Source organism: Puerhibacterium sp. TATVAM-FAB25, from assembly GCF_046535855.1.
GTDB classification, from domain to species: Bacteria; Actinomycetota; Actinomycetes; order Actinomycetales; family Cellulomonadaceae; genus Puerhibacterium; species Puerhibacterium variabilis_A.
The window spans coordinates 321,967-333,981 of record NZ_JAXUAK010000001.1 but is presented as its reverse complement, the minus strand read 5'-3'; the positions used below and the strand labels follow the sequence as shown (position 1 = coordinate 333,981).

Annotated in this window: 10 protein-coding genes; 8 read left to right on the top strand and 2 right to left on the bottom strand. The window is 74.1% G+C overall.

Translation table 11 applies throughout. The annotated features are described in order from the left end of the window. Positions 1–15 precede the first annotated feature (15 nt). The gene (locus U5M74_RS01560; protein ID WP_410905487.1) at positions 16–1,041 is read right to left on the bottom strand and encodes a LacI family DNA-binding transcriptional regulator; all 1,026 of its coding nucleotides are present in this window, start codon (positions 1,039–1,041) and stop codon (positions 16–18) included. A gap of 248 nt (positions 1,042–1,289) precedes the next feature. Between U5M74_RS01560 and U5M74_RS01555 the strand changes: the two genes are divergently transcribed. The 5 genes from U5M74_RS01555 to U5M74_RS01535 all read left to right on the top strand — a co-directional run bounded on the left by U5M74_RS01555 (position 1,290) and on the right by U5M74_RS01535 (position 7,708). Beyond that, positions 1,290–1,712 carry an L-rhamnose mutarotase gene (locus U5M74_RS01555; RefSeq protein WP_410905485.1) on the top strand — a complete coding sequence of 141 codons (423 nt, stop codon included), beginning with the start codon at positions 1,290–1,292 and terminating at the stop codon, positions 1,710–1,712. Further along, a complete protein-coding gene (gene rhaI, locus U5M74_RS01550) occupies positions 1,712–2,875 on the top strand; it encodes an L-rhamnose isomerase (RefSeq protein ID WP_410905482.1) in 1,164 nt (387 codons plus the stop codon). Before U5M74_RS01555 ends, rhaI begins: the two co-directional genes overlap by 1 nt. A gap of 74 nt (positions 2,876–2,949) precedes the next feature. Continuing rightward, a complete protein-coding gene (locus tag U5M74_RS01545; protein WP_410905481.1) occupies positions 2,950–5,016 on the top strand; it encodes a bifunctional aldolase/short-chain dehydrogenase in 2,067 nt (688 codons plus the stop codon). Then, positions 5,013–6,464: a rhamnulokinase gene (locus U5M74_RS01540; protein ID WP_410905480.1), complete on the top strand. Its 1,452-nt coding sequence runs from the start codon at positions 5,013–5,015 to the stop codon at positions 6,462–6,464. The genes U5M74_RS01545 and U5M74_RS01540 overlap by 4 nt, the downstream gene beginning before the upstream one ends. Positions 6,465–6,472: 8 nt before the next feature. Continuing rightward, on the top strand, positions 6,473–7,708 hold the full coding sequence (locus tag U5M74_RS01535; RefSeq protein WP_410905479.1) for an alpha-hydroxy-acid oxidizing protein: 1,236 nt from the start codon (positions 6,473–6,475) through the stop codon (positions 7,706–7,708). A gap of 17 nt (positions 7,709–7,725) precedes the next feature. Here U5M74_RS01535 and U5M74_RS01530 read toward each other — a convergent pair whose 3' ends face one another. Next, a complete protein-coding gene (locus tag U5M74_RS01530) occupies positions 7,726–8,502 on the bottom strand; it encodes a uracil-DNA glycosylase (RefSeq protein WP_410905477.1) in 777 nt (258 codons plus the stop codon). Positions 8,503–8,757: 255 nt separating this feature from the next. Between U5M74_RS01530 and thrS the strand changes: the two genes are divergently transcribed. The 3 genes from thrS to pgsA are packed head-to-tail and all read left to right on the top strand — an operon-like array spanning position 8,758 to position 12,010. After that, entirely contained in the window at positions 8,758–10,761 is a 2,004-nt protein-coding gene (gene thrS / locus U5M74_RS01525) for a threonine--tRNA ligase (RefSeq protein WP_410905475.1), read from the top strand. Continuing rightward, positions 10,761–11,351, top strand: a complete 591-nt coding sequence (locus tag U5M74_RS01520; protein ID WP_410905474.1) for an HIT family protein — start codon at positions 10,761–10,763, stop codon at positions 11,349–11,351. The genes thrS and U5M74_RS01520 overlap by 1 nt, the downstream gene beginning before the upstream one ends. Then, positions 11,351–12,010, top strand: coding sequence for a phosphatidylinositol phosphate synthase (pgsA, locus tag U5M74_RS01515; protein ID WP_410905473.1), 660 nt, complete (start codon positions 11,351–11,353; stop codon positions 12,008–12,010). The genes U5M74_RS01520 and pgsA overlap by 1 nt, the downstream gene beginning before the upstream one ends. Positions 12,011–12,015: the final 5 nt, after the last annotated feature.

The window sequence follows — 12,015 nt, the reverse complement described above, 5'->3', positions numbered from 1 at the left end:
GGCGCCGAGCGCGGGTCAGCCGGCGGCGGCCCCGCCGCTCGACTCCCGCACCACGAGCTCGGGCTGGAAGACGACGCTCTCCGCCGCGCCGCCGCGCACGAGGAGGTCCGCGGCGGTCCATCCGAGGTCGTGCGTGGGCTGGCGCACCGACGTGAGCGGGACGGTCAGCTCGGCGGCGTAGCTGACGTCGTCGTAGCCGACGACGGCGACCTCGCCGGGCACGTCGACGCCCTCGCGCCGCAGCGTGCGCAGCACGCCGAGCGCGACGAGGTCGTTGACGCAGAAGACCGCCACGGGGCCCCGGCCGGTGCGGCGGGCCAGCAGCTCGCGGGCGCCGTGCTCGCCGCCGGCGGCGTTGAGCGTCACGGTGACCTCCTCGAGCGCCTCGGCCGGGTCGAGCCCCGCCTCGGTGAGCGCGGCGACGACGCCGGCGTACCGGTCGGCGCACTGCAGGATCGTGCGCGGCCCGTTGAGGAGGACGAGCCGCCGGTGACCCTGCGCGAGCAGGTGGCGCGCGGCCATCGCGGCGCCCGCGACGTCGTCGACCGCCACGGAGGCGAGCTGCGGCACCGGCGACGGTCGGTCGAGCAGGACGACCCGCACACCGCGCTCGTGCAGCGCCAGCAGCGGCTCGACGTCCTCGGACGACGGCACGAGCGCCACGCCCTGCACGCCGTGCTGCTCGAACAGGCGCAGGAATCGCGCCTCACGCTCGGGCGCCTCCTCCGAGCTGGCCACCATGAGCGTCCAGTCGTCCTGCGCCAGGCGGTCCTCCATGCCCCGCGCGACGTCGGTGAAGAAGGGGTTGGTCAGGTCCAGCACGATCGCCCCGGCCGTGGTCACCGAGCCGACCCGCAGCTGGCGCGCCGAGCCGTTGGGCACGAACCGCAGCTCGGCGATCGCCGCCTGGACCCGCTCGCGGGTGGCGGCGGAGACCCGCTGCGGCCGGTTGAGGACGTTCGAGACGGTGCCGACGGACACGCCGGCCAGGCGGGCGACGTCGGAGATCGAGGAACGGCGTCGGCGGGGCGGCTGAAGCACGGATCCTCCGGGGGTGGCGGGACCGGACCAGTATCCGCCCCGGCGCCGTGACCTCGGCGCGTCGCGGGCGCGCCCCTTGTCGCCGAGGCCGGGGCCCGTGTAACGTGGTCCGTGGTTGAAACGATTCATGGTCGAGTCGGTCGGCACGACGTCGAGGACGACGGAGGGACGGGCGCAGTGCGCACAGGAGCGAGGAGCACCACCGGACGGACGGCCACGCCGGCCGGCCGCGCACGGGAGACCGCACGATGAGCCGCACGATGTTCACCTTCCGGGTGCGCCCGGAGGTGCTCGCCGAGTACGCCGAGGCCCACGCGACGGTGTGGCCGGAGATGCTCCGGGCGCTGCACGAGACCGGCTGGCGCAACTACTCGATCTTCACCGCCCCCGACGGCACGGTGGTCGGCTACGTCGAGAGCGACGACATCGACGCCGCGCGCGCCGGCATGGCGCAGCGGGACGTCAACGCCCGCTGGCAGGCGGCCATGTCGCGGTTCTTCGACGGCGCGGGACCGGACGAGCAGCTGACCACGCTCACCGAGGTGTTCCACCTCGAGACCCAGCTCGCGGCCACCGCCCCGCCGGACGGGAGCCCGGACGAGCGCGCCGACGAGGCGACCCCGACGCAGGGCGCCGACGGCGCCGTGGACCCCCAGCAAGGAGCATTCTGATGACCTTCGACGACATCGTCCCGGTGCTCGACCGCCTCGCCATCGAGGTGCCCTCCTGGGCGTACGGCAACTCCGGCACCCGCTTCAAGGTGTTCTCCACCGCCGGCACGCCGCGCACGCCGCAGGAGAAGATCGCCGACGCCGCCCAGGTCCACGCGCTCACCGGCCTGGCGCCCACCGTCGCCCTGCACATCCCGTGGGACAAGGTCGACGACTATGCCGCCCTCGGGGCGTTCGCCCGGGACCACGGCGTGGGCCTCGGCACCATCAACTCCAACACGTTCCAGGACGACGCCTACAAGCTCGGCTCGCTCACGCACACCGACGCCGCCGTGCGGCGCAAGGCGATCGACCACCACCTCGAGTGCATCGAGATCATGGGCCAGACCGGCTCGCGCGACCTGAAGATCTGGCTCGCCGACGGGTCCAACTACCCGGGTCAGGCGGACATCCGCACGCGCCAGGACCTGCTGCACGAGTCGCTGGCCGAGATCTACGCCCAGCTGGCCGACGACCAGCGCCTGGTGCTCGAGTACAAGTTCTTCGAGCCGGCGTTCTACCACACCGACGTGCCGGACTGGGGCACCAGCTACGCCCAGGTCGTCCAGCTCGGCGAGCGCGCCGTCGTGTGCCTCGACACCGGCCACCACGCGCCCGGCACGAACATCGAGTTCATCGTCGCCCAGCTGCTCCGGCTGGGCCGGCTCGGGTCCTTCGACTTCAACTCCCGCTTCTACGCCGACGACGACCTCATCGTCGGCGCGGCCGACCCGTTCCAGCTCTTCCGGATCATCGTCGAGGTGGTCCGCGGCGGCGGCCTGGAGCCGGGCAGCGACGTGCAGCTCATGCTCGACCAGTGCCACAACGTCGAGGACAAGATCCCCGGCCAGATCCGCTCGGTGCTCAACGTCCAGGAGGCGGTGGCCAAGGCCCTGCTGCTCGACCGCGAGGCGCTGACGAAGGCGCAAGAGGCCGGCGACGTGCTCGGCGCGAACACGGTCTTCATGGACGCGTTCTGGACCGACGTGCGCGCCGACCTGGCCGCCTACCGGGCCGCCCGCGGCCTGCCCGAGGACCCGATGCGGGCGTACGCCGAGTCCGGCTACCAGCAGCGCATCGCCGCCGAGCGCGTCGGCGGCACCCAGGCGTCCTGGGGCGCCTGACCGCCCCGCCCCGAGCCCCGACCCCGTGCCGACCGACCCCGTGCCGACCCCGCACCGAACCACGGAGTGACCCCATGACCCACCCGGCCGTCCCTCGAGCCGTCGAGGACCTCATCGCCCGCTCCAACCGCCTGGGCGCCGACCCGCGCAACACCAACTACGCCGGGGGCAACACCTCGGCCAAGGCCGCCGTGCCCGACCCGGTGACGGGCGAGCCCGTCGAGCTGCTGTGGGTCAAGGGCTCCGGCGGTGACCTCGGCACCCTCACCGAGCAGGGGCTCGCGGTGCTGCGCCTCGACCGCCTGCGCGCGCTCGTCGACGTCTACCCCGGCGTCGAGCGCGAGGACGAGATGGTCGCCGCCTTCGACTACTGCCTGCACGGCAAGGGCGGCGCCGCGCCGAGCATCGACACCGCGATGCACGGCCTCGTCGACGCGCCGCACGTCGACCACCTGCACCCCGACGCCGGCATCGCGATCGCCACCGCCGCCGACGGCGAGGACCTCACCGCCAAGGTCTTCGGCGGCAAGGTCGTGTGGGTGCCGTGGCGGCGCCCCGGCTTCCAGCTGGGCCTGGACATCGCCGGCATCAAGGCCGCCCACCCCGAGGCGGTCGGCACCGTGCTCGGCGGGCACGGCATCACGGCCTGGGGCGAGACGTCCGAGGAGGCCGAGCGCAACAGCCGGTGGATCATCGAGACCGCCGCGGCCTACATCGAGGCCAACGGCCGGCCCGAGCCGTTCGGCGCCGCCCTGGCCGGCTACGAGCCGCTGCCCGAGGCCGAGCGACGCGCCAAGGCCGCGGCGCTCGCCCCGCACGTGCGCGCGATCGCCTCGCACGACGCGCCGCAGGTCGGCCACTTCACCGACACCGACGTGGTCCTCGACTTCCTCGCCCACGACCGGCACCCGGCGCTCGCGGCCCTGGGCACCAGCTGCCCCGACCACTTCCTGCGCACCAAGGTCAAGCCGCTGGTGGTCGACCTGCCGGCCACGGCGAGCGTCGAGGAGATCGTCGACCGCCTGCCCGCGCTGCACGAGGCCTACCGCGCCGACTACAGCGCCTACTACGAGCGCGGCGCCCAGGCCGCCCGGGCCCGCGGGGAGGAGCCGCCGGCCATGCGCGGCGCCGACCCGGCGATCGTGCTGGTGCCGGGCGTCGGCATGTTCTCCTACGGCGCGGACAAGCAGACGGCGCGGGTGGCGGGGGAGTTCTACGTCAACGCGATCAACGTGATGCGCGGCGCCGAGGCGCTGTCGACCTACGCGCCCATCGACGAGGCGGAGAAGTTCCGCATCGAGTACTGGGCGCTGGAGGAGGCCAAGCTGCGGCGCCGGCCGAAGCCCCGGCCGCTGGCCACCCGCATCGCGTTCGTCACGGGCGCCGTCTCGGGCATCGGCCGGGCGATCGCCGCGCGCCTGGCGGCCGAGGGCGCGTGCGTCGTCGTGGCCGACCTCGACGCGGCCAAGGCCCAGGCGGTCGCGGCGGAGCTCGGCTCCACCGACGTCGCCGTCGGCGTGGCGGCGGACGTGGCCGACGAGGCGGCCGTGCAGGCCGCCCTGGCCGAGACCGTGCTGGCCTTCGGCGGCGTCGACATCGTGGTGAACAACGCCGGCCTGTCGCTGTCGAAGTCGCTGTTCGAGACCACCGAGGCCGACTGGGACCTGCAGCACGACGTCATGGCCAAGGGCTCGTTCCTGGTCGCCAAGAACGCCGCGCGCATCCTCGTCGACCAGGGGCTCGGCGGCGACATCATCTACATCTCCTCGAAGAACTCGGTGTTCGCCGGGCCCAACAACGTCGCCTACTCGGCCACCAAGGCCGACCAGGCGCACCAGGTGCGGCTGCTGGCCGCGGAGCTCGGCGAGCACGGCATCAAGGTCAACGGCATCAACCCCGACGGCGTGGTGCGCGGCTCCGGCATCTTCGCCTCCGGCTGGGGCGCCAACCGGGCCAAGACCTACGGCATCCCCGAGGAGGACCTGGGCAAGTTCTACGCCCAGCGCACGCTGCTCAAGCGCGAGGTGCTGCCCGAGCACGTCGCAAACGCCGTCTTCGCGCTGTGCACGCCCGACTTCTCGCACACCACGGGGCTGCACGTGCCGGTCGACGCCGGCGTCGCCGCCGCGTTCCTGCGATGACCGCGGGCACGACGGCGCCGAGGTCGCGGCGGGCGGGCACGCTCGCCGCCGTCGACCTCGGCGCCACCAGCGGCCGGGTGATCCTCGGCCGGGTCGGCGACGGAGAGCTGCAGCTGCGGCACGTCGCCCGGTTCCCCAACGACCCGGTGCGCACCCGTGACGGCCTGCACTGGAACCTGCTCGAGCTGTACCGGCAGGTGCTCGACGGTCTGGCGGCCGCAGAGCGCGAGGCGCCGGGGCAGGTCGCCGGCGTCGGCATCGACTCGTGGGCCGTCGACTACGGGCTGCTGCGCGACGGCCGCCTGCTCGGGATGCCCTACCACTACCGCGACGGGCGCACCGCGGCGGGCGTCGAGGCCGTGCACGCCCGCGTCGACGCCGCGGCGCTGTACCGGCGCAACGGGCTGCAGCACCTGCCGTTCAACACCGTGTTCCAGCTCGCCACCGAGGGCCCCGTGCTCCACGTGGCCGACCGGATGCTGCTCGTGCCCGACCTGCTGGCGCACTGGCTGACCGGCGCGGAGGTGGCCGAGCGCACGAACGCCTCGACCACCGGCCTGCTCGACCCGCGCACGGGGGAGTGGGACACCGGCCTGGCCGAGCTTATCGGGATCCCGGCGGGAATCCTGCCGCCGCTCGTGGACCCCGGGACGTCGCTCGGCGCGCTCGCGCCCGAGGTCGCCGCGCTCGTGGGCCGTCCGCTCGCGGTCACCGCCGTCGGGTCGCACGACACGGCCTCGGCCGTCGTCGCCGTGCCGGCCACCGACCGCGACGTCGCGTACGTCTCCTGCGGCACCTGGGGCCTGGTCGGGCTGGAGCTCGACGCGCCGGTGCTGTCCGACGAGGCGCGGCAGGCCGGCTTCACCAACGAGGGCGGCGTCGACGGTCGCACCCGGTTCCTGCACAACGTCATGGGCCTGTGGCTGCTGTCAGAGTCGATCCGCACCTGGGAGCGCGGCTCGACCGCCGCCCAGCGCTCGGCCACGCTGCAGGGGCTGCTCGCCGAGGCGGCGCACGTCACCGCCCCCGTCGCCGTGTTCGACGTCGACGACCCCCGGTTCCTGCCGCCCGGCGACATCCCCGCGCGCATCGCCGACTGGTGCCGCGAGCACGACCAGCCCGTCCCGGCCGGCCCGGCCGAGGTCGTGCGCAGCATCGTCGAGAGCCTCGCGCAGGCCTTCGCCGACGCCGTGCACACCGCCGCCAAGCTGGCCGGCCGCACCGTCGCGGCGATCCACGTCGTCGGCGGCGGCGCGCAGAACGCGCTGCTGTGCCAGGCGACGGCCGACCGCGCCGGCCTGCCGGTCGTGGCCGGCCCGGTCGAGGCCACCGCGATCGGCAACATCCTGGTCCAGGCGCGCGCCCGCGGCCTGGTCCGCGGTGACCTCGAGGACCTCCGCGCCCTGGTCGCCGCCTCGTTCACCCCCGTCCGCCACGAACCCCGGTAGGTCTCCCCATGGTGCAACGTCAGGTCCCCAAGCCCGCCGAGGTGTTCGAGCTGATGCGGTTCCGCAGGCCGCAGCTCGACCTGCGCAAGCGGCGCCTCGAGGCAGCCCTCACCATCGAGGACCTGCGGGCCATCGCCAAGCGCCGCACGCCCCGGGCGGCGTTCGAGTACACCGAGGGCGCGGCCGAGGCGGAGATCTCGCTCGCCCGCGCCCGCCAGGCGTTCCGCGACGTGGAGTTCCACCCGTCGATCCTGCGGGACGTCTCGACCGTCGACACCGGCACCACGGTCTTCGGCGGCCCGTCGGCCCTGCCGTTCGGCATCGCGCCGACCGGGTTCACCCGGCTGATGCAGACCGAGGGCGAGATCGCCGGCGCGGGGGCGGCGGGCGCCGCGGGCATCCCGTTCACGCTCTCGACGCTCGGGACCACCTCGATCGAGGACGTGCAGGCGGCCAACCCGCACGGGCGCAACTGGTTCCAGCTGTACGTGATGAAGAAGCGCGAGATCTCCTACGCGCTGACCGAGCGGGCCGCCAAGGCCGGGTTCGACACCCTGTTCTTCACCGTCGACACCCCCGTGGCCGGGGCCCGGCTGCGCGACCGGCGCAACGGGTTCTCCATCCCGCCGCAGCTGACCCTGGGTACGGTGCTCGACGCGATCCCGCGCCCGTGGTGGTGGTACGACTTCCTCACCACGCCGAAGCTGGAGTTCGCCTCGCTGTCCTCGACCGGCGGCACCGTGGGCGACCTGCTCGACTCCGCGATGGACCCCTCGATCAGCTTCGCCGACCTCGACGTGATCCGGGAGCTGTGGCCCGGCAAGCTCGTGGTCAAGGGGGTGCAGACGGTCGCGGACGCCAAGAAGCTGGCCGACCTCGGGGTCGACGGGATCGTGCTGTCCAACCACGGCGGCCGCCAGCTCGACCGGGCCCCGGTGCCGTTCCACCTGCTGCCCGAGGTGGTGCGCGAGGTCGGCTCCGACCTCGAGGTGGCCGTCGACACCGGCATCATGAACGGCGCCGACATCGTGGCGTCCGTCGCGCTGGGCGCCCGGTTCACGCTCGTGGGCCGCGCCTACCTCTACGGCCTCATGGCCGGCGGGCGCGAGGGTGTCGACCGGATGATCCAGATCCTCACCGAGCAGGTCGTGCGCACCATGAAGCTGCTCGAGGTCGCCTCGCTCGCCGAGCTCACCCCCGCGCACGTCACCCCGCTGCGTCGGCTGGTGCCGCTGCGTGGCTGAGCCCCGGCCGCGCGCCCTCACAGCCCGGCGAGCTCCTTCGCCCGTGCCAGGACTGCGTCGATCATCGCCGGCGTGAGCCTGCCGGTGAAGGTGTTCTGCTGCGAGACGTGGAAGCAGCCGAGCAGCGTGAGCGCCGGCGGCGCGGCGGCGTCGCCGCCCGCCGCCGGCCGCAGCACCACCTCGGCGCCGTGCGCGAACCGCGGCCGCGGGCGCGGCACGGCCCAGCCCTGCTCGGCGAGGGTGTCCAGCGTGGCACCCCAGCCGATCGCGCCCAGGGCGAGCACCACGCGCACGGTCGGTGCCATCAGCTCGAGCTCGCGCGCCAGGTAGGGGCCGCAGCGGCGGCGCTCGTCCGGCGTCGGCTTGTTCGCCGGCGGCGCGCAGCGCACCGGCGCCACGAGCCGCACCCCGCGCAGCGCGAGGCCGTCGTCGGCGTGCAGCGCCACGGGCTGGTTGGCGAGCCCGGCGCGGTGCAGCGCCGCGAACAGGAAGTCGCCGCTGCGGTCGCCGGTGAACATGCGGCCGGTGCGGTTCGCCCCGTGGGCGGCGGGGGCGAGGCCGACGACGGCGACCCGCGCCCGCGCGTCGCCGAAGCCCGGCACGGGGCGCGCCCAGTACTCCTCGTCGCGGAACGCTGCACGCTTCGTGGCGGCGACCTCCTCGCGCCACGCCACGAGGCGCGGGCAGGCGCGGCACCCCACGAGGTGCGCGTCCAGCGCGGCGAGGTCGACGGCGTCGCGCGCCGCGACGGGGTAGCCGGGGTCGTCGGGGAGCGGCGGGGTGGGCGGGAGCACGTCGCCATCGTGCAGCGGCCCCGGGGACGACGGCGACCGGGGGGCGCGACGAGGGCACGCCGGGCACCGCCGGCCGCGCAGCGGCACGCGGCGCACCCGGGAGCGGTACCCGGCCGCCGCGCGCAGGTCGGTACGATCGAGGGGCGCTGCCCGCCGGGCGGCGCCCCTCGACGCGTCCCCGCAGGTCTGCGGGGCCGCGACCCAGAGCCGGGCGGCCTTCGTCCGCCCGCCCGGACCGACCTGAAGGAGCAGCACGTGCCCGACGTCGCCCCGTCGATCCCATCAGCCCCCAGCGAGCCCCAGGGCGCGGTGACGGTGACGACCCCGACGACGGGAGCGGAGCTGTTCGCCGACCGCAAGGACGTCGTCGTCGTCCGCGTCGACGGCGTGCTCACCGACCTCGACCAGCCGCTGGCCGAGGGCGCCGTCGTCGAGCCGGTCGCGATCACCGAGCCCGACGGCCTGGCCGTGCTGCGCCACAGCGCCGCGCACGTGCTCGCCCAGGCGGTGCAGCAGGTGAACCCGGACGCCAGGCTCGGCATCGGCCCGCCCGTCACCGACGGCTTCTACTACGACTTCGACGTCGCCACGCCCTTCACCCCCGAGGACCTCAAGGCCCTCGACAAGGCCATGGCGCGGATCATCAAGGAGGGGCAGACCTTCCGCCGCCGCGTCGTGACCGAGGAGGAGGCGCGCGCCGAGCTCGCCGACGAGCCCTACAAGCTCGAGCTCATCGGCCTCAAGGGCTCCGCGGGAGACGCCGCCGAGGGTGCCGACGTCGAGGTGGGTGGCGGCGTGCTGACCATCTACGACAACGTCCGCGGCGCAGGCCGCGAGAGCGAGACCGTCGTCTGGAAGGACCTGTGCCGCGGGCCGCACCTGCCGAGCGCCCGGCTCATCGGCAACGGCGTGCAGCTCATGCGCAGCGCGGCGGCCTACTGGCGCGGCAGCGAGAAGAACCCGCAGCTGCAGCGCATCTACGGCACCGCCTGGCCGAGCAAGGACGACCTCAAGGCGTACCTCGAGCGGCTCGCCGAGGCCGAGCGCCGCGACCACCGCCGCCTCGGCGCCGAGATGGACCTGTTCTCGTTCTCCGACGAGGTCGGGTCCGGGCTGCCGCTGTTCCACCCCAAGGGCGGCGTGGTCAAGCGCGTCATGGAGGACTACGTCCGCCAGCGGCACATCGAGGAGGGCTTCTCCTACGTCGGCACGCCGCACGTCACCAAGGACGGGCTGTTCCACACCTCGGGCCACCTGCCGTACTACGCGGACACGATGTTCCCGGAGATGGACCTCGAGGGGTCGAAGTACCGCCTCAAGGCCATGAACTGCCCCATGCACAACCTGATCTTCGCCTCGCGCGGGCGCTCCTACCGCGAGCTGCCGCTGCGCCTGTTCGAGTTCGGGTCGGTGTACCGGTACGAGAAGTCCGGCGTGGTGCAGGGCCTGACCCGCGTGCGCGGCCTGACCCAGGACGACTCGCACTCGTACGTCACCCCGGAGCAGGCGCCGGCGGAGGTCCGCCACCTGCTGGAGTTCATGCTCAGCGTGCTCAAGGACTTCGGCCTGACCGACTTCTACCTCGAGCTGTCCACGCGCGACGACTCGAAGCCCGACAAGTTCGTCGGCTCCGACGAGGACTGGGCCTCCGCGACCGCCGTGCTGGAGCAGGTGGCCCGCGAGACCGGCCTCGACCTGGTCCCGGACCCGGGCGGCGCCGCGTTCTACGGCCCCAAGATCTCCGTCCAGGCCAAGGACGCCATCGGCCGCACCTGGCAGATGGGCACCGTCCAGTACGACTTCAACCAGCCGGCGCGGTTCGGCCTGGAGTACACGGCGCCCGACGGCACCAAGCAGCAGCCGGTGATGATCCACTCGGCCAAGTTCGGCTCCATCGAGCGGTTCATGGGCGTGCTCATCGAGCACTACGCCGGCGCGTTCCCCGCCTGGCTCGCGCCGGTGCAGGTGCTCGCGGTGCCGGTGGCCGAGGCCTTCGACGACTACCTCAAGGACGTCGTGGCCCGGCTCAAGGCCGAGGGCGTCCGCGCCGAGATCGACCTGTCCGACGACCGGTTCGGCAAGAAGATCCGCAACGCGGCCAAGGAGAAGGTGCCGTTCGTGCTCATCGCGGGCGGCGAGGACGCCGAGGCGGGTGCGGTGTCGTTCCGCTACCGGGACGGCCGGCAGGAGAACGGCGTGCCGGTCGCCGAGGCGGTCGAGCGCATCGTCGCCGCGGTCCGCGACCGGGTGCAGGTGTGATGGACCCGTCGGTCGAGCCCTCGGTCGAGGACGCGTCGGGCTTCGCCCCCCGGGAGGACGACCTGCAGCGGCTGTGGACGCCGCACCGCATGGTCTACATCGGCGGCCAGGACAAGCCCGCCGACGCCACGGCGTCGCAGTGCCCGTTCTGCCGGGTCGCGGCGGGCGACGACGAGCAGGGGCTCGTCGTCGCCCGCGGGGCGACGACCTACGCCCTGCTCAACCTGTACCCGTACAACGGCGGGCACCTCATGGTGCTGCCGTACCGGCACGTGTCGGACTACGTCGACCTCACGCCGGACGAGACGGTGGAGCTCGCCCGCATGACGCAGACGGCGATCCGGGTCCTCACCGCCGTCTACGCCCCCGCCGGCTTCAACCTGGGCATGAACCAGGGCGAGGTCGCCGGTGCCGGCATCGCGGCGCACCTGCACCAGCACGTGGTGCCGCGGTGGCAGGGCGACGCGAACTTCCTGCCGATCGTCGGGCGCACGAAGGCGCTGCCCGAGCTGCTCGCGGACACTCGGACGCGGCTCGCCGCCGCGTGGCCGGCCGACGGGACGGCCGAGGACCCGGAGGAGACCGCCTGATGTTCTCCGGTCTGCGCGCGACGATGCAGCGCGTCTTCCGGCCGCTGGCGGCCGCCCTGATGCGGCGCGGCGTCTCGCCCGACGCCGTGACGATCGCGGGCACCGTCGTGGTGACGGCGCTCGCCCTGGGGCTGCTGCCCACCGGCCACCTGTTCCTGGGCGCCCTGCTCATCGGCGTGTTCGCGCTGTTCGACTCCCTGGACGGCGTGCTGGCCCGGATGACGGGGCGGTCGGGGCCGTGGGGCGCGTTCCTCGACTCCACGCTCGACCGCGTCTCGGACGGCGCGGTGTTCGCGGGGATCACGCTGTACTTCGTGCTGCGCCCGGACGAGCCGTACGCCGCCTGGGGCGCCGGTGCGGCCCTGGCCTGCCTCGTGCTCGGCGGCGTGGTGCCCTACGCCCGCGCCCGGGCCGAGAGCGTCGGCGCGGACGCCCACGTCGGCATCGCCGAGCGCACGGACCGGCTGGTCGTCGCCCTCGTGCCGACCGGCTTCGTGCAGCTCGGCCTGCCGGTCGTGGTGCTCGTGGCGGTGCTGGGGCTGCTCGCCCTGGCGAGCCTGGTGACCGTCGTCCAGCGCGTCGGCACGGTGCACCGCCAGCTGCGCGGCCGCGAGACGGGCCTGCGCGGCGCGGGCGGCGTCGCGGGCGGGGAGGCGTGATGGGC

Excerpts from the sequence above, each read along its gene's own strand:
- U5M74_RS01535 (WP_410905479.1), top strand. The coding sequence starts at position 6,473 with ATGGTGCAACGTCAGGTCCCCAAGCCCGCCGAGGTGTTCGAGCTGATG.
- U5M74_RS01545 (WP_410905481.1), top strand. The coding sequence starts at position 2,950 with ATGACCCACCCGGCCGTCCCTCGAGCCGTCGAGGACCTCATCGCCCGC.
- U5M74_RS01540 (WP_410905480.1), top strand. The coding sequence starts at position 5,013 with ATGACCGCGGGCACGACGGCGCCGAGGTCGCGGCGGGCGGGCACGCTC.
- U5M74_RS01520 (WP_410905474.1), top strand. The coding sequence starts at position 10,761 with ATGGACCCGTCGGTCGAGCCCTCGGTCGAGGACGCGTCGGGCTTCGCC.
- rhaI (WP_410905482.1), top strand. The coding sequence starts at position 1,712 with ATGACCTTCGACGACATCGTCCCGGTGCTCGACCGCCTCGCCATCGAG.
- U5M74_RS01555 (WP_410905485.1), top strand. The coding sequence starts at position 1,290 with ATGAGCCGCACGATGTTCACCTTCCGGGTGCGCCCGGAGGTGCTCGCC.
- pgsA (WP_410905473.1), top strand. The coding sequence starts at position 11,351 with ATGTTCTCCGGTCTGCGCGCGACGATGCAGCGCGTCTTCCGGCCGCTG.